At 55.3% G+C, this 25,069-nt stretch carries 19 protein-coding genes and 3 pseudogenes; 17 read left to right on the forward strand and 5 right to left on the reverse strand.

The window, feature by feature from the left end:
• The first annotated feature begins 32 nt into the window (after positions 1 to 32).
• The 9 genes from SY84_RS16485 (at position 33) to SY84_RS17030 (ending at position 10,313) form a co-directional block, all read left to right on the forward strand.
• The gene (locus tag SY84_RS16485; protein ID WP_157882927.1) at positions 33 to 1,340 is read left to right on the forward strand and encodes a hypothetical protein; all 1,308 of its coding nucleotides are present in this window, start codon (positions 33 to 35) and stop codon (positions 1,338 to 1,340) included.
• On the forward strand, positions 1,333 to 2,514 hold the full coding sequence (locus tag SY84_RS16200; RefSeq protein WP_081424679.1) for a glycosyltransferase family 2 protein: 1,182 nt from the start codon (positions 1,333 to 1,335) through the stop codon (positions 2,512 to 2,514). Before SY84_RS16485 ends, SY84_RS16200 begins: the two co-directional genes overlap by 8 nt.
• On the forward strand, positions 2,511 to 3,377 hold the full coding sequence (locus tag SY84_RS16205; protein WP_046843578.1) for a dTDP-4-dehydrorhamnose reductase family protein: 867 nt from the start codon (positions 2,511 to 2,513) through the stop codon (positions 3,375 to 3,377). The genes SY84_RS16200 and SY84_RS16205 overlap by 4 nt, the downstream gene beginning before the upstream one ends.
• Positions 3,370 to 4,395 carry a polysaccharide biosynthesis protein gene (locus SY84_RS07960; protein WP_046843579.1) on the forward strand — a complete coding sequence of 342 codons (1,026 nt, stop codon included), beginning with the start codon at positions 3,370 to 3,372 and terminating at the stop codon, positions 4,393 to 4,395. The genes SY84_RS16205 and SY84_RS07960 overlap by 8 nt, the downstream gene beginning before the upstream one ends.
• A 6-nt stretch (positions 4,396 to 4,401) precedes the next feature.
• Entirely contained in the window at positions 4,402 to 5,214 is an 813-nt protein-coding gene (locus tag SY84_RS16210; RefSeq protein WP_046843580.1) for a glycosyltransferase family 2 protein, read from the forward strand.
• A 74-nt stretch (positions 5,215 to 5,288) separates the two neighbouring features.
• Positions 5,289 to 6,335 carry an EpsG family protein gene (locus SY84_RS16215; RefSeq protein ID WP_081424539.1) on the forward strand — a complete coding sequence of 349 codons (1,047 nt, stop codon included), beginning with the start codon at positions 5,289 to 5,291 and terminating at the stop codon, positions 6,333 to 6,335.
• Positions 6,336 to 6,345: 10 nt separating this feature from the next.
• Positions 6,346 to 7,467, forward strand: a complete 1,122-nt coding sequence (locus SY84_RS16490) for a glycosyltransferase (RefSeq protein WP_046845042.1) — start codon at positions 6,346 to 6,348, stop codon at positions 7,465 to 7,467.
• A gap of 276 nt (positions 7,468 to 7,743) precedes the next feature.
• A protein-coding gene (locus SY84_RS16790) for an IS630 family transposase (RefSeq protein ID WP_211117122.1) occupies positions 7,744 to 8,752 on the forward strand; the annotation gives its coding sequence in 2 pieces (ribosomal slippage) (positions 7,744 to 8,211 and positions 8,213 to 8,752; 1,008 coding nt in all).
• Between the two features lie 13 nt (positions 8,753 to 8,765).
• Positions 8,766 to 10,313, forward strand: coding sequence for a sugar transferase (locus tag SY84_RS17030; protein WP_081424540.1), 1,548 nt, complete (start codon positions 8,766 to 8,768; stop codon positions 10,311 to 10,313).
• Here SY84_RS17030 and SY84_RS16235 read toward each other — a convergent pair.
• A pseudogene (locus SY84_RS16235) lies at positions 10,310 to 11,055 on the reverse strand (transposase). The gene SY84_RS17030 and the pseudogene SY84_RS16235 sit on opposite strands and share 4 nt — an antisense overlap.
• Positions 11,056 to 11,277: 222 nt before the next feature.
• On the opposite strand from SY84_RS16235, the gene SY84_RS16240 reads away from it, so the two are divergent.
• From SY84_RS16240 to SY84_RS16245, 3 genes are all read left to right on the forward strand, one after another.
• On the forward strand, positions 11,278 to 12,462 hold the full coding sequence (locus SY84_RS16240; protein WP_081424541.1) for a DegT/DnrJ/EryC1/StrS family aminotransferase: 1,185 nt from the start codon (positions 11,278 to 11,280) through the stop codon (positions 12,460 to 12,462).
• 31 nt (positions 12,463 to 12,493) lie between these two features.
• Positions 12,494 to 14,305: a nucleoside-diphosphate sugar epimerase/dehydratase gene (locus SY84_RS07990; RefSeq protein ID WP_328512062.1), complete on the forward strand. Its 1,812-nt coding sequence runs from the start codon at positions 12,494 to 12,496 to the stop codon at positions 14,303 to 14,305.
• A 253-nt stretch (positions 14,306 to 14,558) separates the two neighbouring features.
• Positions 14,559 to 15,664 (forward strand): IS3 family transposase gene (locus SY84_RS16245; protein WP_157882928.1). Its coding sequence is split into 2 segments (ribosomal slippage): positions 14,559 to 14,820 and positions 14,820 to 15,664, totalling 1,107 coding nucleotides; the frame shifts between segments, so codons are not numbered across the junction.
• Positions 15,665 to 15,707: 43 nt separating this feature from the next.
• Here SY84_RS16245 and SY84_RS16250 read toward each other — a convergent pair.
• Both SY84_RS16250 and SY84_RS17065 read right to left on the reverse strand, forming a co-directional pair.
• Positions 15,708 to 15,998 (reverse strand): annotated as a pseudogene (locus tag SY84_RS16250) (IS5/IS1182 family transposase); the annotation flags it as partial.
• A 906-nt stretch (positions 15,999 to 16,904) separates the two neighbouring features.
• Positions 16,905 to 18,137: an O-antigen ligase family protein gene (locus tag SY84_RS17065; protein ID WP_419177404.1), complete on the reverse strand. Its 1,233-nt coding sequence runs from the start codon at positions 18,135 to 18,137 to the stop codon at positions 16,905 to 16,907.
• Between the two features lie 407 nt (positions 18,138 to 18,544).
• Between SY84_RS17065 and SY84_RS08005 the strand changes: the two genes are divergently transcribed.
• The 4 genes and pseudogenes from SY84_RS08005 to SY84_RS16660 all read left to right on the forward strand — a co-directional run bounded on the left by SY84_RS08005 (position 18,545) and on the right by SY84_RS16660 (position 22,497).
• A complete protein-coding gene (locus SY84_RS08005) occupies positions 18,545 to 19,603 on the forward strand; it encodes a glucose-1-phosphate thymidylyltransferase (protein WP_046843584.1) in 1,059 nt (352 codons plus the stop codon).
• A 74-nt stretch (positions 19,604 to 19,677) separates the two neighbouring features.
• Positions 19,678 to 20,285, forward strand: a pseudogene (locus tag SY84_RS08010) (DUF177 domain-containing protein).
• Positions 20,286 to 20,325: 40 nt separating this feature from the next.
• Positions 20,326 to 20,799, forward strand: a complete 474-nt coding sequence (moaC, locus tag SY84_RS08015) for a cyclic pyranopterin monophosphate synthase MoaC (protein ID WP_046845044.1) — start codon at positions 20,326 to 20,328, stop codon at positions 20,797 to 20,799.
• A 15-nt stretch (positions 20,800 to 20,814) separates the two neighbouring features.
• On the forward strand, positions 20,815 to 22,497 hold the full coding sequence (locus SY84_RS16660) for a polymer-forming cytoskeletal protein (RefSeq protein WP_046843585.1): 1,683 nt from the start codon (positions 20,815 to 20,817) through the stop codon (positions 22,495 to 22,497).
• Positions 22,498 to 22,566: 69 nt separating this feature from the next.
• On the opposite strand, the gene SY84_RS08025 is transcribed toward SY84_RS16660, so the two are convergent.
• Positions 22,567 to 22,956, reverse strand: coding sequence for a helix-turn-helix domain-containing protein (locus tag SY84_RS08025; RefSeq protein ID WP_046843586.1), 390 nt, complete (start codon positions 22,954 to 22,956; stop codon positions 22,567 to 22,569).
• Between the two features lie 298 nt (positions 22,957 to 23,254).
• Between SY84_RS08025 and SY84_RS08030 the strand changes: the two genes are divergently transcribed.
• Complete coding sequence (locus SY84_RS08030; RefSeq protein WP_046843587.1) at positions 23,255 to 23,506, forward strand: hypothetical protein; 252 nt, start codon at positions 23,255 to 23,257, stop codon at positions 23,504 to 23,506.
• A 71-nt stretch (positions 23,507 to 23,577) separates the two neighbouring features.
• Here SY84_RS08030 and SY84_RS08035 read toward each other — a convergent pair whose 3' ends face one another.
• A complete protein-coding gene (locus tag SY84_RS08035; protein WP_046843588.1) occupies positions 23,578 to 25,062 on the reverse strand; it encodes a carboxypeptidase M32 in 1,485 nt (494 codons plus the stop codon).
• Positions 25,063 to 25,069 lie beyond the last annotated feature (7 nt).

The following is a 25,069-nucleotide window of genomic DNA, read 5'->3' on the forward strand; positions in this document are numbered from 1 at the left end:
TTTTCATACAGTCAAGTATTACAGAGGGTCGAATGAGACAGCTAGCAACGCCCGTATATATGTTAATACAATCTGTTTTTGTCATAGTTCAATATCAGATTGCAAAACTACACTGGGGTCTGGATGGACTCAATCAAATTATCTTAATTCTATCAGCTGCAATACCTTTTCAATTTCTCAACATGGGCGTAGGGCATTACATATATTCTATGGCTGGAAGCACAATCGGAACCAAAGTGCAGATTGATGGATTCAAGACTGCATTTTTACTAAGTTCGATTGGTGCATTTATAGCCGCAATTGCTCTTAAATCATTCAATCCCGGACTAGAAAGTCAATTTGTTACGATTAGCGCGGTATATCTGGTCTCTACAAATCTCAATGGATTGCTTTTCTTAATTTATGATGGCAGTGGAAAATCATATTTAAGATCAATAATATCTGGCGCTATATCTCTGATTTTTCTTAGCTTCGCCATATTTAACAAGAATTCTCCAATCAATCCAATAGTCTGGTTCACACTTTCCAGCGTTTTCATCACTATTATATTATCGAGGCCAATAATCTCAAACTGGAAGCAAAGCAACTTTGATCCCTTTGGAATAATTAAAAAGGGAGTTAATTATAATATAATGATGCTCCCAAGCCTAAGTTTTGATTTTATAATAAAAATCTCACTAAATTACTTTCACCCAGCACTTCTTCCGTTGTTTGATCTTATCAATAAGCTGTTACAGCAATTAAATTCTCTCATCATTATGCTCAATCAGGCATTGGCACAAAAAATTAAGAACTCCGACTCAATCTTTATTTCCAAGCTGGCGCTAATTTCAGGAAGTGCCTATTTTATATTCTCGATCGTCATATCTTTTATTTTACCATTTATAGTGGATTATGTCGGTATAATTGATACATCTAATACATATATTGTATTTTGGATAGTTTTGATTGGATGGATGTTCAATACGATCTCGTCTCCTTGGTACTTTACAAACATTTTTCAAGGTAAAATCTTGAAGAATACTTTTGGCAACATTGCAATTCTAGTAACACTCATATTATTTGGTGCGACTAGCTTGTTCTTCGAAATTCCAGTATACTACTCATGGTCGCTGGCGCTAATTTTGGGGGCATGTGTAACCATCGGATATAAAAATATGATCTACTTATTTAAGTCTTCACCAATCAGCTGGGCCATCTTATGTTGCATATTCTTAGCTAATCTATTAATAAGACAAAATATATTCTTACTAATTATAAGCAGCGTAATAATTATATTCATTTTTTTGAAAACTCTTCAAAGTTCTCAAATTAATAGGGAGGTTCAGATAAATGTATAGTAAGTCAGGCGTAGAAAAATACCTTATCACTATTGTCATACCCACCAAAGATAGATACGATACACTGGCAGAATGCCTTAGAACATTCGAAAAATTAGAACATCAGGATATATTTGAGGTTTTAGTCTTTGACAGTTCTGTTAACCGATCAAGCTTCGACATAAAAGAGTTCAAAATTAAGAATATAAGATATATTCATGAGAAGGTAAGTGGTTTTTGTGAAACTTTTTCTAGATCCCTGGATCATGCCACAGGGCACTATGTCACTATCATAGGTGATGACGACGCCGTACTACCAGCATTATTAGACGCAGTGTCGTGGGCTTTTCAAAATAATGTGGATAGTATTACACCTCTGCTGCGAGCTGGTTACATTTGGCCAGGAGTTACTCGACAGGTTGGCGGAAGTCAAGATGCTGATCGCCTACTTATACAAAAATTTACCGGCAGGATCACCAAGGTAGAAGCAAAAAAGGAGTTGGAACGGGTAGTCTCAAATGTGTTCCAAGATTTCGATAAATTGCCGAAAATATACCATGGCGTCGTCAGACTTTCGAAAATGAAAGAGGTAAAGCTTAAATATGGCGACTACTTCATTGGATCAAGCCCTGATATTTCTGCCGCCGTAGCACTAGCTGATATTGTCGACTCGCACTTCATTGTTGATTTTCCATTAACCTTGCCAGGCAGTTCACCCAGAAGTGGAGCAGGCACCAGCCTAAGCGGGAAGCATATCGGCTCTCTTGAAAATAGTCCATTAGGGCCGTTTTCTAAGATTTGGCCCTTGAATTTCCCCAAAGTATATACAGTTCAAACTATGTGGGCTTTCTCTGGCACATATGTATTGCTACGAAGCCCTTCGTCAAGTCTGTTCAGGTCTTTTAGCTCAGACAAGCTACTGGCCGCAACACTCATTTATAATCTACCAAGTGCAATAAAAATTTTGCAACAAGAATTTAAAAGGCAGAAAATTAGTTGGCCCATTCTAGCTTATCACTCCATTGGATATATCTTAAAGAGAGCGAGGCAGCTTATGAATCGAATTATGCGCAAAGGCAATTATGACCTAGTTGCAGATAAAAAGTATTTAGGTAGCATAGTCAGTGCTCAAGAAATCACCAGTAGGATAATCCAAAAAGCAGAACATCCATTCAGGGAGAAGGTGCAGCTATGAAGGTTTTAATATTTGGGGCAGATGGCATGTTAGGACATCGTCTTCTTATTGATTTACATAATTCAGGCTTAGAAACCGCTGGCACAGTCAGGAAGGATGGCGCATATTCATATAATGGCAAATTTGACATCGAAAAATATCAAATATTCTATGGAATAGACGCCACAGATCTAGATTCTATGGAAAGATGCATTTCTAATTTCAAGCCCGACTACATAGTTAATTGCATAGGCTACATAAAACAACGTGGGTTCAACGATATTGCCACTATGATATATTTAAATTCAGAGCTTCCTCACCATCTGTCTAAAATCTGCCAAGATCGTAATATTAGATTACTTCTTATTAGCACAGATTGCGTTTTTTCTGGTGATAAGGGGAATTACAAGGAAGATGACGCGATGGATGCCAGAGATATTTACGGTATCTCTAAATATATTGGCGAAGTGGGTAATTCAAATGTCCTCACGCTAAGAACCTCAATTATTGGGCATGAAATATTTTCATCAGACAGTCTCTTAGAGTGGTTTTTGAAGCAAAATGGTTCAATTAAAGGCTTCAAGCGAGCCATATTTTCAGGGATGACCACAAATGAAATGGCTGAAATTATTTATAATATTATACATAATAATAGTTTTCGCGGTGGAGTATATCATGTTTCATCAAGTCCGATATCAAAATATGATCTCCTAAATAAGATAAAGATACTATATAAAACTTCCACCGAAATACATGGTGACTATGACTTCAAATGCGACAGAAGTCTTAATTCGGATAGGTTCAGAAAGGACTTTGACTACAAAGCAAAGAGTTGGGACGATATGCTAACTCAGATGGCAGAAAAGGGAGAAAAATATGAATGATATTCTCAGCTCCAAACGCATCCTGATTACAGGCGGCACAGGCTCCTTTGGCAAAGAAATGATCAGACGCCTTTTAAAAAGTGACTGCGAGGAGATCATTGTATTTAGCAGAGATGAATTCAAGCAGGAACTATTACGAGCCGAATTTTCTGGTGAAGCCAGAATTACATATTTTATCGGCGATATACGCGATTTTAGCTCTATAAAAAGAGCGCTATATGGTGTTAACTACGTTTTCCATGCAGCAGCTTTGAAACAGGTCCCTTCCTGTGAATTTTATCCCTTCGAAGCAGTCAAAACAAACATTATCGGCAGTCAAAATGTTATAGAAGCTTCAATAGAGAATAAGGTTAGTCGGCTGGTATGCCTGAGTACTGATAAAGCTGTACAACCAGTGAATGCAATGGGTATGTCCAAAGCCCTTATGGAAAAGCTGGCTCAATCACGTGGCCGCAGCTCCAAAGGAACAATCATATCCTGCGTTCGTTATGGGAATGTAATTTACTCCCGCGGTTCGGTAATCCCATTGTTTATTTCTCAGATCAATCAAGGCAAGCCCCTAACGATCACAAATCCGAATATGACTCGCTTCTTGATGAATCTTAGTGAAGCAACCGATTTGGTAATCGAAGCCTTCGAAAACGCCGAAGGTGGAGATATTTTTATCAAAAAAGCACCTGCTTCTAATATACATAATTTGGCAATCGCCATTCAAAGAATTACAAATACCGATACGGGCATTCAGGTGATTGGCGAGCGTCATAGTGAAAAGCTTTATGAGGTATTAGCCAGTAGTCAAGAATTACAGAGGTCCCAAGATAGAGGTGAATATCTTCGCCTGTCAGCTGATAATCGTAGGCTAGATTATACGAATCAATCCGAAGATAATTTCACCGACAATAATATTGACGACTACACTTCACACAATACCAAACAACTAAATCAGGATGAGCTCGAAAAAGTTCTACTTGAGATTCCCGAAATCCAGTCATCATTAAGTAAGATGACATCCATTTAATATTGTATGCTCTCCCAAAGTCAATATGTCGACGTCTCAGTAATTATTCCAACCTATTTTTCTAGCAATAGCTTAAAGCGCGCATTGCATTCAGTGGCCTTCCAAACTTTACCAGTAGCAGAAATAATAATAATCGACGACTCAGGAGACTCCAGCGAAGTAATTAAAATAAAAAATATTCTTAAAGAATTTACCTATCCACGAGAGAGGGTTAAATTTTACTTCAATAGTAAAAATATGGGTCCATCGTATACCAGGAATAGAGGCATCGAAGAATCTACCAGCAAGTATATTGCATTCTTGGATTCAGATGATATCTGGCATCCTGCAAAGATAGAAATCCAATACTCAATTATGGAAGAATTGAGATCGAAGTTATCCGGACATCAATTCAATCATACTTCTAATGGAAAATTCGATGGTGTCTCGAAAAGCATCAAGACTCGAGTTATTAAACGCAAAGAACTACTACTTCGTAATCCCTTCTCCACTCCCACGGTTATGGCAATTCGAGAAAACTTCACTAAATTTCCAGAAAATATTAGGTTTGGCGAGGATTATTTCTGCTGGATCGCGAATTATTCTCCCGGAGATTTTATATTGATAAAATCTACTCTTGCAGGTGGATTTAAAGCCTCTTACGGAGCATCTGGCCTCAGTCAAGATATCTCAGTTATGTCTCAAGGAGTAAAAGCAGCATTCTTATTGCTTCTCAGAAGAGGTCATATTAGTAGATTTGAATATTTCATTGCATTGACTATTGAAACGATGAAATATCTAAACCGGAAGACAGTCATTCTCTTGAGGAAGCTCAGATAATAATAAATGCAAAGGAGCACTAAAAATAAACTGCTCATGAGTATTAGGCAGACTTATATACAGACCTAGGAGACATGATAAGAGTGACAATCGGGACACGTGGCGCGCTATCATCAAAAATAAATATTCAAGGGCTACGAAATAGATCATATGCCCCAGTATTTTATCTTATGAGTATGGTAATGTTCGCTATATATGGATATATCATAGCCTATCGTGATCCATCTGTAGGTACAGATACTAGAGCATATATGAGTCTTTACTTAACGCATAAGCTTAGGCCTGATCTTTTGCAGCAATATGAAGCCGGCTTCGTTGCATTTTTGAAAATGGTCAGTGTATATTCGAATGATCCTCGTGTGTTCATCGCATCAATCAGCCTTTTGATTAACACATTATTTTGTATTTCAGGGATACTCATATTCAGAAACTCATCAGTAATCTTATACACAACTTTACTTCTAGCAAGCCCGTTTTATTTTAGCCTAAACACGAACGGCCTTCGTCAGGGGATAGCTCTTGGAATTTGCTTCTTATTTGCGGGCATTTTTTTTAATGTAAGAAGAATTTTTCTGACCGCGCCAGCAATTCTACCAATCATCGCATCTTTTCATCTCCCTATGATAATATCCTATATAGGATTTCTATTTAAATTAAGAAAAGAAGTAATTATATTTATTTGGCTGATGTCAATTATTATTGGTATTTTTAGCTCATCTTTCAGTTCAACCTTGAGCAGCATATTTGATGCGACCAAGTATAATGCCTATCTAGAAGGCGACCAAAGCAACTTTAGAACCGGTTTACGCATAGATTTTATCATATTTAGCGCTTTGCCAATACTGTCTTACCTCATCACACCAAGATCCAGCTTAGCAGATTTTAAAAAAGCGCATTTCTTCATGACTGCATATATAGTTATTAATTCAATAGGGATGCTTATCAATTTTATGCCCTTCTATAGCAGAATACTGCTTGCGTCGTGGGCTATTACACCGATCATATATGCACTGTCCCTAAAATCGATAAAAGGAAAAGGTAAATTATCGTTTCTCAGAAAACTTTCAATCTGGTCTGTTATTTTTGCGACCAATATCCTTGGGCTGATAACACTAATTTAAAGGAGATAATATGAAAAAAGGAAATATTTTAACTGTTACAACAATTTCTCGAACAAATGAAGCTTTTTTAGCGGATGTTAATCATTCTTTAAAAGACTTCAATCACTTTGCTGCCGCATCAGATATAGTTAGCTCAAAGGTATCGGCTAAGTATACAAAGGTATTTGATTTACCAATACAGCGTGGATTTAAATCTCTTCTCAATTATAGGAAATTTCAAGACATATTGTTAAGCAAGATTATAGAATATAATATTGATATCGTCCATGTACATACACCTGTAGCAGCTTTTATGGTGCGATTCGCCCTCAAGGACAAATGGATTAAGGAAAGACTTAAAATAAAGCTAGTCTATACCGCACATGGTTTCCATTTTTTTCCAGGTAATTCATTAGTCAAAAATCTAATATACGGCATTGCCGAATACATAGCCGGCAAGTGGACTGACAAATTAATTGTTATCAACAGAACTGACGAGGAATCTGCACGGAAGTACAAAATAGTTGAGCCGGACAATATTATTTTTATGCCCGGCATTGGTATAGATCTAAAAAAATACTCTGATATCGAGGACAAAGCTACAATCAAATACACACCGTATTTCTTAATGGTCGCCGAGTTTATCCCTCGAAAACGCCATCGAGACGTTCTAAATGCACTGGCAAAGTGTCAAACGGGATTTAATTTATACTTGGCTGGAGATGGAATTCTTGAAAATGAGATAAAACAGCTTGCTATTAATTTAAAGATTCAGGATAGAGTTATTTTTCTCGGCCACCGTTCCGATATTCCGGATTTGATGAAGAATAGCTTGGCAGTTATTTTAGCAAGTAGCCAAGAAGGACTTCCACGCAGTCTTCTTGAAGCCATGGCTTTAGGAACCCTTCCCATTGCATCTAGAATACGAGGCAACGTCGATCTATTAGAAGACCAAAGCGGTGTGCTGTTTGATGTCGGGAATATTGAACAATTAACAGAAATAATGGATCAAGTCTTTAGTCAACCAGATAATTACACAATGATCAAGGCAAATGCCAAATCAAAAATCAAAGAATATAGCCTGGAACGTATTTCCGAGCTACATAATGAACTATATGCAAGTCTTATAAATAAATTAAATAAAGATATCTGAATTCTTATTTCAGTGCAAACCCCAGGTCATCAAGAAATTTATTATTTTTAAAAGCTCAAATAGTATTCAATAGGGAGAGTTATGCATAGATACGAAAAAAATGTTTTAATATTCACATGCTCAGAGGAAACTAAAAGACAGACGAGCATCTCATCTAATGGTGCACGTCTTCTCCAACTGCATGTTTCAATCAGCGAACTTTTACCACACAAATCACGAAGCCCAAAGACATACACTATTGATAACGATGTAAATACGAGCTGGTATGCTGGAGGTGTGGCCGAATGGCATCCATCCAAATACTCCCGGGCGCAGCTGGAGGAACGTCGACTGGCGGCGACCCCCTGGCTTCAAGGGGGCCAGCATTCACAGCAGGCGATTGCCGATCACTTCGGCGTGTCCGTACACACCGTCAGTAACTGGAAGAAACGTCTGAAGCGCACCGGCAGTCTCCAGGCAACGGTGACGACAGGACGCCCCTCGCGACTCACCGCCGCCCAGCTTGAACAGGTCCGCACCCTCCTGCGGGAGGGTGCGCTGCACCATGGCTTCCCTGACCCGACCTGGAGCACCAGACGAGTCGCAGACCTGATCGGGCGGCACTTCGACGTGTGGTACCACCCCGATCACGTCCGGAGAATGCTTCGGCAGCTGGGGTTTACGCCCCAGATGCCGGATGGACGGGCAGCAGAACGCAATGAACTCCGGATCGCGTCCTGGAAAGAACAGGTGGCTCCGGAGTTGGGAAAAAAAGGTCGCGCAGGGCGCCACCCTGGTGTACCTGGATGAGGTTGGCTTCTCGCTGAAAGGCGTGCGAAGACGAACGTGGTCGACCAGGGGCGTGACGCCCCTGGTCATACTCCCGGCCAACTGGGAAAAACTCTCGACGATCGGGGCGATCACTTCGGACGGTCGATTCTTCCAGCACACGAAGCCTGGGGCGATCCGGAGTGGGGACGTCACCCGGTTCTTCCAGCATCTGTTGCGCCATGTGCAGGGGAAGATCGTGGTGGTGCTGGACAACGCGGGCATTCACCGAGCGAAGGCAACCCAGGCGTTCGTGGAGCGCCACGAACGCCTGTCGCTGGTGTTTTTGCCGCCGTACGCTCCGGAATTGAATCCGATCGAGCTGGTGTGGGCGTACGTGAAGCGGAATGTGCTGGGGAACTTCTGTGCCCGCTCAGTGGGCATGCTGAAAGCGAAGCTGACGACGGCTTGGCAACGGGTTCGGTACATCGACCTGCCTCAGCATTTGATGGACTCAAACTTATGCCGTTATCAATAACAGCATCCTGTCGATGTACCGGACCATCCGTAGCTTCCGGCCCAGTATCACGAATGTGGGCACACCGAAAGCGGGCCTGATCGGTGGTCTGGCTGCGGTGGCGGCGCGCGTGCCGGTGCGGATCTACACGCTGCATGGGCTGCGCCTGGAAACAGTGAAGGGTCCGAAAGGACGGCTGCTGCATTCTGCCGAGCGTCTCGCGATGGCCTGCGCCCACCGGGTGGTGTGCATGAGTCCCAGCCTGCAGGAACGGGTGAATGAGCTGGGCCTTGCTCCTGCACACAAGACAGTGGTTCTGGGCAGTGGCAGCCCGAATGGTGTCCGGCAGCCTGGCGTAACCGACCCGGCAGTCACCGCGTCACACCGGGCAACGCTGGGCCTGCGGGAGGATACACCGGTCATCGGTTTTGTGGGCCGCTTCACGCGGGACAAGGGAATGGCGGAGTTAATGGAAGCCTTCAGGCGGGTGCAGGAGCGGCTGCCGTCCGCCCGTCTGCTACTGATCGGTGACTATGAACCGGGAGATCCGGTTTCACCTGAGGTGCGTGACCTGATCGAGCGGACACCGGGGATCCTGCGGACGGGTTTTGTGCCTGACGTTTATCCGTACTACCCTCTGATGAAAGTTGTGGCCTTCCCCAGCTATCGGGAAGGCTTAGGCCTAGTTCCCTTGGAAGCCGCCATAAATGGAGTACCTAGCATCGTCACCAACACTACTGGTGCTAAGGACACTGTCAGGGACGGGGTGACTGGTTGGCGTGTACCTGTAGGTGATGCCGACGCGCTTGCGGACGCCCTGACGAGCGCGCTGCTTGACCCTGCGGACACCCGGCGGCGCGGTGAGGCGGGACGCCGCTGGGTCACCGAGAACTTCGACCCCACAAGCGTGCAGCAACGCTGGGCCGACTATTACGCTGAACTTCTGCATTGGCGGGCGCTGAGTGAGCGTCACCGCGGCAAACGTTGGATGGATGCCGTGCTGGCCGGTGGGGGTCTGGTCGTCCTGGGTGGTCCTCTGATACTGCTGGCTCTGCTGGTGCGCTTCAAGCTGGGGAGTCCAGTGCTGTTCAAGCAGGTGCGCCCTGGGCTGGCAGGACAACCGTTCACCATGTACAAGTTCCGGACCATGACGGATGAACGCGCCCCCAATGGAGAGCTGCTACCGGATTCGGTACGGTTGACCCGATTCGGGAGGTGGTTGCGGGCGACGAGTCTTGACGAGTTGCCGGAACTGTGGAACGTACTCCGGGGCGACATGAGTCTTGTCGGGCCGCGGCCCCTTCTGATGTCCTACCTTCCGCTGTACAGCGAACGTCAGTTCCGGCGGCATGACGTCCGGCCAGGCGTCACTGGTTGGGCTCAGGTCAACGGACGTAACGCCCTGTCGTGGGATGAGAAGTTCGAGCGTGACGTCTGGTACGTCGAGAACCACTCGTTGGCCCTGGACGCTAGGATCCTGATGATGACTGTTCAGAAGGTCTTCCAGCGTGAGGGCATCAGCGCCGCCGGAGAGGCCACGATGCCGCGGTTCACGGGTTCCGATTCTTCCCACTCCGATTAGGGTTGGGCGAGGACAGCCAGAACGACGCGGAGACGGAGCGACCGCAACGTTTTCGTCTGCACGGAGCGAATCTGAGCCTCGACCAAACCAGAAAACATCGTTTCAATGCGTTTTCGTAATCGAGGGTGGCGGCCTGGCCGCCACCCGGTGTCGTATCGGGTATTGCTCTTCGGTGGGAACACGTCGCCCAGGCAGCAGTACCCCTTATCACCGATGATGCGTGGCCCGCCGAAGTCAGGCCACCGCCGGTTGAGCTCGTCGCTCACGGTCGTGTCGTGCAAGTTGGCTGGTCGGCCCAGATACTGCACGATGGCACCTGAAGAGGTCACCCACGCGTGCAACTTGTATCCGTAGACGTCGCCCTGCGTGCCAGAACCCCAACGAGCACCGGGAAACGAACCCCGCCTCCCCCGTTTGGGTCGGCAGACGTGCAGAGGCATGGAATCGACGATCACTTCCGTGCAGGACTGTGACGGGGTAGTGACCGCTTCAAGTCGTTCAAGCCATCGCTGTCCCCGGGTATACGCCTGCGTGTAGGAGGGAAGATCGTGTCGATCTTCCCTCAGGACGTTCCACCAGATGGACAGGAACGGATATGTGAAGACCAGTCGGCTGAGCAACAGGGCGACCAGCAGGGCGTCACTCAACTTCTGGTGCGAACACCGCTTGACGTCACTGAAATGCCGTTTGGCCCAGGGACGGCTCGTCGGCCTCAACTGTGATGGAGACGGTATCTAGCCATACCGTCTCCATTTTTTGCCCTCTGGGAGCCATTGAACAGGTCATGGCGCGAGCCCTAAACGGGGGTTCTCATTGAGCGACTGGCACAGCGTGTGCACGGTAACATACTCAAAATGTTCATGTCGTCTATACGGATTGCGGGCATTCCCAGGGGAACAATCATGAATGGACCCACTGGCTTGGCTTTCAAATCTGTGCGTCGTGCGCGTATTCTAGCCAGTATATGAACCGAACTGTTTTGCCCTTTCAAGGCTGGCCACTTTTTGAACAGGATGAAGTGCAGGCTGTCACTGAGGTGCTTCAGTCTGGGAAAGTAAATTACTGGACCGGTGAGGAGGCGCGCCTGTTTGAACGTGAGTACGCTGAGTACCTGGGGGTTCAGCATGCTATTGCACTTCACAACGGCACGCTGGCACTGGAGTTGGCCCTGTATGCCTTCGGCATAGGAGCGGGTGACGAGGTGATCACGACAGCCAGGACATTTATCGCTTCAGCGAGTGCAGCGGTGATGCGTGGCTGCGTACCCGTGATTGCTGATATCGATCCTGTCAGCCAGAACATTACCGCAGAGACAGTACGTCCTCTGGTCACTGAAAGGACCAGAGCCATCATCGCTGTTCATTTGGCAGGCTGGCCATGCGACATGGACAGCATCATGGAACTGGCGCGGCAACATAATCTGATCGTTATTGAGGACTGTGCACAGGCGCATGGTGCGTTTTATAAAGGTCGTCCTGTGGGCAGTATTGGGCATGCCGGGGCGTTCTCATTCTGCCAGGACAAGATTATGACCACGGGTGGCGAGGGCGGTCTGTTAGCCCTGAACGACACAAAGGTATGGAAAAAGGCCTGGGCGTATAAAGATCATGGGAAAAGCTATGACGCAGTTTATCACCGCGAGCATGCTCCGGGGTTCCGTTGGCTTCATGAATCGTTCGGCACCAATTGGCGGATGCTAGAGGTTCAGGCAGCAATAGGCCGGTTACAGTTGCGCAAGTTACCAGATTGGATTGAGCGGCGCCGTGCCAATGCGGACATCCTTACGAACCGTTTAAGCAAACATGAGGCCCTACGGGTCACTATTCCAGACAGTGACTTTTATCACTCATATTATAAGTACTATGTGTTCGTGCGGCCAGAGCGCCTCTCCGAGGGTTGGGACCGTGACAGGGTGATGAATGCCATTTCAGGACAGGGCGTACCGTGCTTCAGCGGGTCCTGCTCAGAAATCTATTTGGAGAAGGCATTTACTGATGCCGGGTATGGGCCAGAGAGTCGCCTTCCCGTAGCGCAGGAACTTGGCGAAACCTCCCTGATGTTTTTGGTGCACCCCACGCTCTCTGAGCTGGATATGCACCGGATGGCCGACATAGTCGATATCGTTATGGCGCAGGCACAGCTGCCGTGACTCACTTGGGACAGCAGGCATGAACGGTACATTGATCAAGTTCCTCATTGATTTGGCATTATGGGCTGCGGCAGCTCTCTTCGCGTATGCCTTCCGGAAACCGACGTTGGTGACCTTCGGAATTCCTCTGAATGTCGTGGGCTATATCGGACTTAGTGTGGTGGTCATGGCTGTTGCGGCTTGGTATTACCGGCTTCCGAGACAGACTTGGAGACGGGTCGGTGTACCAGACCTGATGGTGCTGGCGCGCGCTGTCATGATATCGACCCTCGTGATGTTCGCGCTGGGCTTCATCCTGCAGAGCTGGTTGCAGCTACCCCGTAGTGTTCCGCTGCTGTCTGGCGTGCTGGGCGTGTTGCTCATGGGCAGCGTCCGCGTTCTCTCTCGCTTACTGGCAGAGAAAGTTCGTAGCCGTGGCACACCGGATCAGCGGCGCGTCCTGATCGTAGGCGCTGGAAGTGCAGGCGCCCTCTTTGCTCGGGAAATGCTCAGGCATCCTGAGTCGGGGCTCAGACCTATTGGTTTCATGGACGATGAGGCTGGGAAGCAACGTCAACTGGTTGTAGGACTCCCAGTGTTTGGCCGCATTGCCGATCTGCCAGAGATCGTGAGCCGCGAGGGAGCACAGGAGGTCTTGATTGCCGTGCCTTCTGCTAGTGGGGATTTCGTACGACATGTGGTGGACTTAGCTCGGGAAGCGCAGGTCCGTTACCGGATCATTCCGGGCGTGTTTGAAATTCTTTCCGGTGACGTAAACATCAATCAGATTCGTGATGTGAATGTCGAGGATTTATTACGACGACCTCCGGTGCAACTTAATACCTCTGAGATCGCCGGCTATCTCAAAGACCGGGTGATCCTCGTCACAGGAGCTGGGGGCAGCATAGGTTCAGAACTTGTGAGGCAGCTTGTCCCCTTTGAACCCCGCATAATCTTGCTTTTTGGACGAGGCGAAAACAGTATCTTCAGTATCCAACAGGAATTGACACGGTCCTTTCAGGAGGTCGAGAAGATCGCCTTGATCGGTGACGTGCGCGATGAGGCACGACTGCGCGCCGTGTTTGAGGAATACCGCCCAGAAGTGGTGTTTCATGCAGCTGCCCACAAGCACGTTCCTCTCATGGAGCGCACGCCCTCTGAAGCGATCCTGAACAACGTTATGGGTACCCGGAACGTCGTCAATCTCTGTCTGGAATACGGCACCCTCCGTCTAGTTAATGTTTCCACAGACAAGGCTGTGAACCCGACCAGTGTCATGGGTGCCTCCAAACGGGTAGCGGAGATGGTCGTCTCGGCAGGTGCCGCACGTGCGCAGCCACACCAAGCCTTTGTCTCCGTACGCTTCGGCAATGTTCTGGGAAGCCGGGGTAGCGTCGTGCCGACCTTCATGGCGCAGATCCGGTCAGGAGGGCCGATCACCGTGACTCACCCGGACATGGTGCGGTACTTCATGACCATTCCTGAAGCGTCGCGGCTGGTCCTGCAGGCTGGTGGTCTGGCCGAGAACGGTAAAGTCTACGTTCTGAACATGGGGGATCCAGTCAAGATTGCCGATCTGGCGCGTGACGTGATCCGGCTGAGTGGCGCAACAAACGTTGATGTGGTCTTCAGCGGCATTCGTCCCGGTGAGAAACTGTACGAGGAGTTGATGACTACCAGTGAAGGCATTGATGCCACGACTCACATGGAAATCTTCAGCGCGAAACTTGCTCCAGTCGACACAGAACTCATTGATCGGGAGCTGCGACTTCTGGCTGAACATGCCGCACAGCCAAACCCGGACGCCATCCGGACGGACTTGGCGCGTTTGATTCCGGAAAATAAATTCGGTCAGGTAAGGTAGAAGTCATCCGGAAAATGCGCGCAGCAGCATGCTGCAGGCCAGCTGAGCCATCCTGAGGAAGTTGTCTGCCTTCACCTCATTACCCGTTCAAACCCTCCGGAAGCTCGGCAGCTGGGCGATCATCCGTTCTACTTTCCAGTGCCGCAAGGGACGGTCGTCCTGCATCTGCCGACGATTTCGTCGATTGGGCGTGACGTGACCCCAATTGGTCGGCCCACTCCGAATGAGACAAGATCGTCTCCAGGGAGGGGTCATGAAGCACAAGCAGTACAGCGAAAACGAGATCCTTGATGTCTTGGCCCAAGTTGAGGCGGGCACCGCGGTCGGTGACGTCGCTCGGTTGTCCGGGGTCTCCAAGGCCACCATTCACCGCTGGCAGGCACGGTACGGCGGCATGACCAAGGACGACGCGAAGCGCGTTCGGCAGCTGGAAGAAGAAAATCGTCGCCTGAAGAAGCTGGTGGCGCATCTGGCACTCGATAACAGCATCCTGAAGGAGGTGGTGGGCCGAAAGTGGTGAGTCCCGAACAGATGCCGCAGGTCCAGACGCCCATCAAACGACGGGTCATCCAGGAAGTGCGGCACCTGTTCGGGATCAGTGAGCGGCGAGCCTGCCGTGTTCTTGGTTTTCATCGTTCTACACAGCGTCATCGCGCGACGAGAGATGACCGTGATCTGGCAGACAAGCTCAGGACGCTCGCGTGCGAGCGTCCCCGGTTCGGATATCGGCGTCTCCACATCCTGCTGCGCCGCCAGGGCGAGACCGTTAACCACAAGCGCGTCTACCGCGTGTACCGGAATGAAGGCTTAGCCGTCCGCAAAAAGACCCGCAGAAAGGGGGAGGCCCACACCAGACTGCCGCTCACGTCGCCGACACGAGCGAATGAGCGCTGGAGCCTGGACTTCGTCAGTGATCAGTTGGCCAACGGGCAACGGTTCCGAATCCTCAACGTTGTAGACGACGGCACGAGGGAATGCGTGCTCAGCTATGCGTCGACATCGATCCCCGGGAGCACCGTGGCGCGTCTGCTGGCAGACGCGATTCGGGAACGCGGAAAACCCGAAGTGCTCCTGACCGACAACGGGCCAGAGTTTACGGGCCGGGCCCTGGATCAGTGGGCGTACTCGCAGGGCATCGCCCATCACTTCATCGACCCCGGAAAGCCCGTTCAGAACGCCTATATTGAGAGCTTTAACGGTCGGATGCGTGACGAGTTCTTGAATGTTCACTGGTTCTTGAGCGTGCCGCAGGCGAGGCTGAGCCTCGCCATCTGGCGGCGGGACTATAACGTCGTCCGTCCCCACAGCTCTCTTGGGAACCTCACGCCACATGAGTTCGCCCGCCAACTGGCGGGCTGAAGTACGCTGGGCTCATTCGGGCTGGACCGATCAAAGGGTGAACGTCAGGCGCGATGATCTCAATGCCCAGCGCGGCCAACTGCACATCAAGCCCGTCACTGTCATAAACTTTATCCCCAATCAGTCGTTGCAGGAGCGGCATCCCGAACGAGGCGTCCAGCGTGTACTGCACCAACTCGACTTCCGCAGGTCGGGCACTGCAGGTGTGTAAGGCGAGCGGCATGCCGCTCGCATCCACCATGATCATGATCTTGGTGCCTCTGCCTTTATTTGGTGTGGCCGACATTCGAGCCCCTTTTTTTGCGGCACTGAACTTACCTTCAATGAATGCCTCTGAGCTGCCGGAATTTCTATCAGGACGAATCGTTGGATGCGAACTTAATGCTTGTGCAGTCACCAGCCTTCATCTTCAAGGAGCTGGGATGAAGTCCACACTGTTGATAGTCAGGTTCCGATCACCCAGTTCACGGAAGTAGGGGTTAGTAATCTGGATCTCAAGAAGTTCAGCATTCAGGTGCAGCGACACCTGCTGAGGTTGACCGGTCAGCGGCAGCTGCCTAATCTCCTGGCCTCCCTGCCTGAACGTGAGCGTTGCAAAGGCCTGCGCTGCTTCTCGTCCACTGGCCCTGAATGTCAGGAGACCTGCGCCACAGGGTCGTATGGTGACAGGTTCTTTGAACAACCACACCAGACTGCGTGTCTGAACATTCCAGCTTCCACCAGACGAAGGAGGCACGTCCAGACCAAAGGTCTGACATGACTCGGACCGGAATTGGACATCCTCTAAGGGACGCATTACGGTACTCAGAACGGTAGAAATCGTTGAAGTAACCCAATGTCAGACGTCCTGGTGCGGGAACGGGAACTCGAATGGTGGTGGGTGCCGTGAACTCCCCAGACCAGATAACCTTCGAGTCAAGCGCCACCTGTAATACAGGGGCGGCCCCGCCGGCCTCTTGGCCCTGACCGGCAATAACGAGTGTGCCCTTCTGACAGGATTCCCCGCTGAGCCAGCCGTTGCTCATGAAGGTGTAGCCCCGGGACTTACTGAATGGCAGCAGGGACGGTTCAGTCTTTGGGAAAGCCACCCTGAACTGGAGCGGAAGCTCGCAGGGGGGGAGAGGTGCAGGCAACAGGATAGTACTCTTCAGAGGCAGCCGGGCGGCCTGCCACGCCACCAAAGCACTAATCCCCACCGGCAACAGCAGTGCCAAGAACGTCAGTGGCTTCAGATGCGGCTTCATCGGCGAAGGCTCACAGACCATTCATGGGTTGCCAGGGGAAGAGCGTCTGTTCCTGAAATGGCAGGGTACAGCTGGAGTTGCAGGGTCTGTACTGGGACGTTCCGGATGGGACCTGTGATCTCAAGACTGATCGTTTCCCGACCATGCGTGTCAATTGAGGTGACCTGTACAGGCGCGCAGCTCTGCAGGCAGCTGCGCAGCACCAGTCGGTACTGCCCGGGAAGTAGGCGCCAGCTGGTGTATATCGTATACCCCTGAGGCATGCTCACGGACTCGGGAGCTCGGATAAACAGGAGGGCACCGGGTGGGGCCGGTCGCGCTGACAGAGCCGCAGCCCACACCGGGAAGGCCAGCACCACCAGCAGTGCTGCGCCAGTTAGGCCCTGACTGAACTTGAGTTCACGTGTGCGCGCAAGCTGTACGCCGGCAATCAACCAGAAGGTTTCGGCGTAGAAGGCACTAGGAGCAATGAGAGTGTTATCGGTCAGGTTGGCGACCAGCAGACCGCTGAGAACTGCGATCCCCAGAGCGTCCCGCGAACGCCAAGCCACGAGAACGACAGCGCCGATGAGGATGAACAGACCGGATAGCCCGAGTGGCCCCGTCTCTGCTATCTGATGCAGTGCACCGTTGTGAGCGATCAGCCAGGGGCTGCCGATATCCTGAAGCCAGGATGGACACGTCAGAGTGCCGGTCGGTCCAGTCCAGAGTTCGCAGCTGGTTCCGGGTGACTGCAGGTGCCTCCCAAGGAAGTAGGGGCCAACCCCAGTCACAGGTGCGCTCTGGTAGGCAGACAGGGCGTTGGCCCACACTAAGTCGCGGCCATTAGTGTCGGACTGCACGAGTCTCGTCAGGAGGCCGTTGCCTTCACCGACACTCAGGGTGGAGATCCCCGCAGCAAGCAGGACGGCGGCGACTGCGCCCATCAGAACGCGGCGGCTGGAGTGGACGAGGAGACCAGCGGCCACACCGATGACCGCAGCCAGCAGGGGGCCCCGACTCGCGGAAAGGAGGAGGACGCTGACACCGGCACACCCGAGGAAGAGCCGCCAGGCGCGGTGAGCCTGTCCGAATAGCGCGAGCCAGATGCAGAGCGCTCCAGCCAGACCGAGAGTGATGGGGGTCATGTAGGGGTGTGACAGGCGGCTCGACAGTAGAGGAGTGCCACTTGTCAGTGTCATCAGGATAGCTGTGCCCATCACGAGAACCAGGCCAACACTGATCGGCATAATTCGGTGGGAGCTCTGCCAGCTGGCGCCAATACCCACTAGGCCCAGCGGTCAATAACGTGCGTATCAACGAGGAAAGACTGGCCTGAAGGGGCGTTTCCGTCAACAGTGCCGGGAGCTGCTGGCTGAGCAAGAAAGACGCTGAGCAAGATTTTTCGCCGCTCCTGGCAGGGCTTTCAGGCTTGCAAGCCCCGCCAGGGCCAGCGGTGAGATAACGTAGAAAGGTGCCAGCAGTGCCAGCCACACTTGGTTCCATCTGGGGATGGTTGGGCGAAGAGTGGTTGGGACGGTCACAGACAAAACTATAGGCGAGTGGGTCCCATGCCAGGCTAGATCACCGATCACAATAACATCCTGGTGAATGACCTGCGGAGAGAAGATTTGGACCGGGACGTAGAATGCGCGCTATGAAAGCGATCATCCCGGCGGCGGGGCTGGGCACGCGCCTGCGTCCCCTGACCTACACGCGTCCCAAACCGGTCCTGCGCGTTGCTGGTCAGCCCATCATCGCCCACGCCATCCACACCCTCGTGCACGCCGGCATCACTGACATCGGCATCGTCGTCTCCGACATCACCCGCGATGAGATTCAACACGCTGTACGCGGTCTTCCGGACGTGGAGATCACCCTCATCAACCAGCACGAGCAGCTCGGCCTCGGGCACGCCGTCCTCACCGCCCGCGATTGGGTCGCCCAGGACGACTTCTGCGTCTACCTCGGCGACAACCTCTTCGAGCATGGTGCCACCCCCTTCGTCCACGCCTTCCAGCAGCACCGTCCCAGTGCCCTGATCGCCCTGGTGGAGGTCCCTGACCCCACCGCCTTCGGCGTCGCCCAGCTCGACGGCACCCGCATCACCCGCCTCGTCGAGAAACCCAAGGATCCCCCCAGCAACCTCGCCGTCGCTGGTTTGTACTGTTTCACGCCCGAGATCTTCGACATGCTCGACGGCATGCCTCCGTCCGCCCGGGGCGAATTCGAGATCACCGACGGCATCCAGCGCCTGATCGACGCCGCCCTGAACGTCCAGGGTCAGGCCGTGCAGGGCTGGTGGAAGGACACCGGCCGCCCTGCCGATCTGCTCGATGCCAACCGTCTGCTCCTCGAGCGACTGCAGGACGACGTGCAGGGCGAGGTGACCGACTCCAGGATCACGGGGCGGGTGGTGATGCCCGCGTCGGCCCGGGTGATCCGCAGCAAGATCGTCGGACCCGTCATGCTGGGTGAGGGCGTGGTGATTGAGGACGCGTACATCGGGCCGTTCACGAGCATCGGCGCGAACTCGGTGATTCGTGGTGCGGAGGTCGAGCACAGCGTGGTGGACGAGGGCGCGCAGATCGAGAACGTCAGCAAACGCCTGCAGGACTGCCTGATCGGCGTGCGTGCCCAGGTGCGTGGAGGCCGCACGGTGCCCCGCACGCACAAGCTCACCATCAGTGACGCCAGCCTCGTCGAACTCGCCTGACCTCACCCCTCCGCGCCGGGTGTTTTGCGGTGCGGGGCAGGGTTCTGTCAGCCGCGCGGGCCTATGATGGGGGCATGACGGATTCACCTCGGATTCACCTGGGTGCGCTGATGCGGTCCACGCTGGACGACGCGCGCAGGCAGAAGGGCACCTTGATCACCTCCAGTACGAGCAGGGCGGGCAGCTGCACACCCTGCGCTTCGCGTCCCCGGCGCCTTTCGAGGTGTCGGTCAACACGCTGGGCGGCTCGGAGATGTATCTGCAGGGCTCGTTCGAGCCGGTGCTGATCATGGAGTGCGCCCGCTGCCTGCGCGACGTGGAGGTGCCCGTAGACGTGCAGCTGGGCACCCTGATGCGCTACGAGCCCTCGGCGGAACAGCCGTACCTGGAGGAGGCCGACACCGGTGAGGAGGTGCTGGTGTTCGGCGATCCGGACCTAGACCTCAGCGCGTACCTCGCGGAGACGACCCTGCTGAGTGCGCCGCTGAGCGTGCTGCACGACGAGGCCTGCAAGGGGCTATGTCAGGTGTGCGGGCATGACCTGAACGAGGGGCCGTGCGAGCACATGGCGCAGGTGCCGGTCGAGGAGATCGACGACGAACTGGGCACCCCGGCGGGGTCACTGCACGCGAAGCAGAATCCGTTCGCGGCGCTGGCGGACCTGAAGCTCCCAGAGGACTGAGGTGCCCGAGCTGACGCATTTCCGGGACGGGCTGCCGCGCATGGTGGACGTCTCGGAGAAGGTCGCCACGGCGCGTGAGGCCACGGCGGAAGCCTGGGTGCGCCTGCCGCCCGAGGCGCGATCCGCGCTGGAGGCGGGCACCAACCCGAAGGGTGACCCGCTGACGGTGGCGCGGCTGGCTGGGCTGGCGGGCTGCAAGCGCACGGCGGATCTGGTGACGCTGTGCCACCCCATTCCGGTGTCGGGCGCGGACGTGCGCGTGACGCTGGAGGAGGCTGGGGTGTACGTGTGGGCGCAGGTCCGCACGACCGCTCCGACCGGCGTGGAGATGGAGGCCCTGACGGCGGTGACGGTCGCGGCGCTGAACGTGTACGACATGCTCAAGGCGGCCAGCAAGGCCATCGAGGTGACGGGTGTGCGTCTGCTGGGCAAGAGCGGCGGCAAGAGCGGCGACTACGTGACCCCCCCGGCGGGTGGCCCGGGCGGCGCGCCGGGAACTTCTGGCGAAGGTTGAACGTAGAGGCACCGTATGGGCGTGGAGACTCTTCGATCGGGGGACGGGCGGGCGTGGCTGGAGCTGCTGCACCGCGAGGCGGACGGTGACCTGACCCCCGCCGAGACCGAGCTGCTGCGCGCCCTCCCGGCCGAGGTGCAGGCGCAGCGTGAGCGGCTGGCGCGGGTGACGGCTGTCCTTCAGGCGCCGCCATTTCTGCCCCGCAGCGTGGCGGCGGACGTGGCGCGCGAGGTGCACCTGTCCGCGCGGCTGGTCTCCCCTCCCCTGTCCCACACGGTCGCCCCACAGGTGGCGGCGGAGGTGGTGCTGTCGGCGCGGCTGGCCCCGGTGTCTGCCCTGTCCCGGCCCCCCCTACCCCGTAGTGTGGCGGCAGCGGTCGCGCGGGACGTGCGGCTGGAGCAGGTCCTGGCCCGCGCGCCCGCGATGCCCGGCAGTGTAGCGGCCAGCGTGACCCGCGACGTCCGGCTGGGCGCGCAGCTGACCCCGCCGCCGCTGCCCCGTTCGGTCGCGGCGAGCGTGGTTCAGGACCTGCGGCTGGACCGCACGCTGGGGGTGCCAGTCCCCGCGCTGCCGGGCAGTATCGCGGCCGCCGTCGCGCAGCAGGTGCGCCACACCCCGCCAGAGCAGTTGTCGCCCGCTCCGGCCGCAGCCGCCGCGTTGATCGGGAACCGGCCGCGCAACCCGGCGCCGCTGATCATGGTGGTGTCACTGCTCGTGGCGCTGACGCTGCTGGCCGTCTCGACCGCGTGGCCGAACCTCGCGGCGGGCGCGCTGGTACTCCAGACGCTGCTGGCGCAGGTGTCGCCGCTGGCGGGTGTGGGGCTACTGCTGCTGCTCGTGACGAGCGCCGCCGTGACGTGGCGGCCCGCACCCGCCGCGCAGCGGTTCGGGGGGCTGGCCTTCGCCGTGAGTGCCGCGCTGACCCTCCCGGCCCTGTACGGGGTGGTGACACATGGCACAGTCAGTTTCGGGAGGGACGTGGTCGTGCACGGGACTGTGAAGGGCAACGTGCTCGCGGCGGGCGGGAATATCGTGCTGGCCCCCGACGCCCAGGTGGAGGGCGAGGTGGTGACCCTGCTCGGCGACATCCACCGCGAGGAGGGCGCGCAGGTGGGTGGGACCGTCACGGCCCTGCTGGGGCAGGTGCCCGGTGACAGCGCCGCCCGCGAGATCCAGGCGCCGAGCGGGCTGGGGGCCGTGACGGCCGCCGCGTTCCGCCCGGTCCTGGGCTGGCTGGGCAGTGCGGCGTGGCCGCAGGTGTTCGTGGGCCTGACCGGTGGGGCGCTGCTGCTGCTGTTCGTGTCGGGTCTCGCGCCACTGCTCGCGCGGCGCCAGCGGCACGCGCCGGTGAGGACGCTGGCGCTGGGCGTGCTGTCCCTGGCAGCGCTGCTGGGCCCGGCGGGCGGACTGGCGCTGGCGGGTCTGCTGGGCCCGGCGCTGCTGGCGGCGGCGCTGGCGGTGCTGCTGATCGCCGTGGGTCTGAGCGTCAGTGCGTACGACGCGGGCCGCGCGCTGGCGTACCGCGCCGGGCTGCCCGTCCCGGACGCAGTGGGCGCGCTGGTAGGTCTGAGTGCGGTGGCCGCCAGCCTGAGCCTCCCACCGCTGGCATTCGCGCTGGCACTGGTGGGGGGTACCTGGGGCGCGGGCACCCTGCTGCTGACCCGGACGGGCAGCCCAATGGAGCCGCAGGCCGCCTGAGTGCGAGCTGAGTGCGATGACGACAAGAAACCCCCACCCGTGTAGGTGGGGGGCTATTGGCACTGAACGTCAGTTCAGGATGCGTTTGAGGTGCAGGTAGATCTCGTACCAGTCCTGCTTGTCGCGGGGGCGTTTGCCGCGCAGTTCAATGCGGGACAGGGTGCGGACCCAGTCGGGCGTGATCTGCGGGCCCAGGGTGGGGTCGGCGACTAGGTCGGCGAGGCCCTTGGGCAGCGCGCCCTCGGTGGACGCACCGTAGAACTCGACCCCTTCGAGCAGGTCGTGAACGGTGATCGCGTACGCGCCGGCCAGGGTCTGGAGGGTCTCCAGGCTGGGGTTGGTGCGGCCACGTTCGAGGTCGCTGAGGTACGGGACGCTGATCCCGGCGGTCTCGGCGACGTCCTTGAGCCGCAGCCCGCGTTCGCTGCGCAGTTCGCGGAGTCTTTCGTGCAGTTTCATGTTTCACCTCCTCAGCTGCGGCGTGGCCTCACGCCTGGACCGGCCCGCTGGGGGCTGGGGGGCGCGTGCCGCCTGGGGTTCCGGTTGCCTGTCCCAGGGTTTGCCTGTGGGCAGAATACGGGAGCCTTGGTTGGAGTGTAACACCGCCCCTCGCTACGGTCAAGACAGAATAAGGATTAACCCTTCTTGCCCTTCACGATCCCCTCTGCTAAGATCGTAATCACAAGAAGGATTCGCCCACAGCAGAATTTCACCCTGCTCGCCTCGCCGCCCCGCCCGGGCGGGAAGGAGTCCCCCCATGCGCGCCCTGGACACCATCGCTGAAAGCATCCGCGTCGGCTACGCCCACCCCACTACCCTCCTGAACACCCTGATCGAGGTCGAGAACGAGGGCGGCCTGGGCGCCGTCCGCCGCGTCGAACGCCAGCTGAACCTCAGCGTCCAGGCGCTGCGTGAGCGCCAGCACCCCCACAGCGACCTCGCGCAGACGTGGCTGAACTCCGCCCGCGCGTACCTCGTCACGAACGCCCAGCGCCGTCAGGCCGTGTAAGCCAACACAACAGCGCCAACACCGGAGAGAGCGCCCCGACCAGTCAACGGTCGGGGCGCCCTCTTTTCCCCTCAGCTCAGGCTGTAGATCTCGCCGTACTTGCGCGTCAGGTACGCCACATACGGATCGGCACTCAGGGGCCGTCCGGTGGCCTGCACGGTCAGCTCGGCGGGCGTCAGGCTGCGGCCATGCTGGTGCACCTGCTCGACCAGCCACGCGCGCAGCGGTCCGTACTCGGCGCGGTCAATGCCCGCCGCGACCCCGGCGTCCTGGCGGGCAGCCTCCAGCAGCTGCACGCTCAGGAGGTTCCCCAGCGTGTATGTCGGGAAGTACCCGATCAATCCCGCCGACCAGTGGATGTCCTGCAGCACCCCCGACGCGTCGTCGGGGGGCGTGAGGCCCAGGTACGCCTGCATCTTCGCGTTCCACGCCTCGGGCAGGTCGCGGACACTCAGGCTGCCCTCCAGCAGCGCGAGTTCCAGTTCGAAGCGCAGCATCACGTGGAAGTTGTAGGTGACCTCGTCGGCCTCCACGCGGATCAGGCTGGGCTGCACGCGGTTCACGGCTCGGTACAGCGCTGCCGCGTCCAGGCCCGCCGTGACCTGCGGCGCGGCCTCCTGCAGCTGCGGGAAGTAGCGCTGCCAGAACGGCAGGCTGCGGCCCAGCAGGTTCTCGAACATCCGCGACTGGCTCTCGTGCACGCCCAGGCTCGCCCCGGCGGACACCGGGGTGCGCTCCCAGCGGTCGTGCACGCCGCGCTCGTACATGGCGTGCCCGGTCTCGTGCCACGTGCCGAACAGGCACGCGGGCCAGTACGCCTCGACGCGGGTCGTGATGCGGATGTCGCTGCGGCTGAAGTTCGACTGGAACGGGTGCGCGCTCTCGTCCTGCCGCGCGAACTCACCGGTCAGACCGAACGCCTCGCCCGCCACGCGCCACGCGAACTCTTTCTGTGCCCCGGCGGGGAACGGGCGGGTCAGGACGCTGTAGTCGGCGGCGTCCCCGGCGGCGCGGATCTTCTCCAGGAGCGGCAGCGTGCGGTCCCGCAGGTCCGCGAACACGCTCTGCACCTGCGCGGCGCGCATGCCGGGCTCGTAGTCGTCGATCAGGGCGTCGTAGGGGTGATCCTCAAAGCCGCGCAGGTCGGCCTGACGGCGCGTGAGGTCCATCATGCGCTCTAGGTACGGCGCAAAGCTGGCGAAGTCGCTGTGCTCACGGGCGTGCACCCAGGCGTGATGCGCCTCGTTCTGCGCGCGGGTGCGTTCCTCCACGAACGCGGTCGGGAGGCGGGTCGCCTTCGCGTAGTCCTGCCGCGCAACCCGCACGACCGCCGCCTGCGTGTCCCCGTTGGGCTGCACGCCGTCCAGCAGCGCGCCGGTCTCGGGCGCGGTGAACAGCTCGTGCGAGAGGCCCGCCAGGGTCGCCAGTTGCAGGCCGCGCACGCGGGCCGCCTCGGGCGGCATGGAGGTCTCCTGCTCCCAGGACAGCAGGCTCGCGGCGGCACCCAGGTCGCTCACCCGACCCAGGCGGCGGCTCAGTTCATCGAAGGTGGTCATCACCCGC

The organism is Deinococcus soli (ex Cha et al. 2016) (assembly GCF_001007995.1).
Lineage (GTDB): Bacteria > Deinococcota > Deinococci > Deinococcales > Deinococcaceae > Deinococcus > Deinococcus soli.

Coding starts and splice junctions, on each gene's coding strand:
- SY84_RS16660 (WP_046843585.1), top strand. CDS start 20,815: ATGGGCGTGGAGACTCTTCGATCGGGGGACGGGCGGGCGTGGCTGGAG.
- SY84_RS16200 (WP_081424679.1), top strand. CDS start 1,333: ATGTATAGTAAGTCAGGCGTAGAAAAATACCTTATCACTATTGTCATA.
- SY84_RS16490 (WP_046845042.1), top strand. CDS start 6,346: ATGAAAAAAGGAAATATTTTAACTGTTACAACAATTTCTCGAACAAAT.
- SY84_RS16485 (WP_157882927.1), top strand. CDS start 33: ATGAGACAGCTAGCAACGCCCGTATATATGTTAATACAATCTGTTTTT.
- SY84_RS07960 (WP_046843579.1), top strand. CDS start 3,370: ATGAATGATATTCTCAGCTCCAAACGCATCCTGATTACAGGCGGCACA.
- SY84_RS08005 (WP_046843584.1), top strand. CDS start 18,545: ATGAAAGCGATCATCCCGGCGGCGGGGCTGGGCACGCGCCTGCGTCCC.
- SY84_RS08030 (WP_046843587.1), top strand. CDS start 23,255: ATGCGCGCCCTGGACACCATCGCTGAAAGCATCCGCGTCGGCTACGCC.
- SY84_RS08025 (WP_046843586.1), bottom strand. CDS start 22,956: ATGAAACTGCACGAAAGACTCCGCGAACTGCGCAGCGAACGCGGGCTG.
- SY84_RS16215 (WP_081424539.1), top strand. CDS start 5,289: ATGATAAGAGTGACAATCGGGACACGTGGCGCGCTATCATCAAAAATA.
- SY84_RS17065 (WP_419177404.1), bottom strand. CDS start 18,137: ATGCCGATCAGTGTTGGCCTGGTTCTCGTGATGGGCACAGCTATCCTG.
- SY84_RS08035 (WP_046843588.1), bottom strand. CDS start 25,062: ATGACCACCTTCGATGAACTGAGCCGCCGCCTGGGTCGGGTGAGCGAC.
- SY84_RS16210 (WP_046843580.1), top strand. CDS start 4,402: ATGCTCTCCCAAAGTCAATATGTCGACGTCTCAGTAATTATTCCAACC.
- SY84_RS16240 (WP_081424541.1), top strand. CDS start 11,278: ATGAACCGAACTGTTTTGCCCTTTCAAGGCTGGCCACTTTTTGAACAG.
- SY84_RS16205 (WP_046843578.1), top strand. CDS start 2,511: ATGAAGGTTTTAATATTTGGGGCAGATGGCATGTTAGGACATCGTCTT.
- moaC (WP_046845044.1), top strand. CDS start 20,326: ATGGTGGACGTCTCGGAGAAGGTCGCCACGGCGCGTGAGGCCACGGCG.
- SY84_RS17030 (WP_081424540.1), top strand. CDS start 8,766: ATGTACCGGACCATCCGTAGCTTCCGGCCCAGTATCACGAATGTGGGC.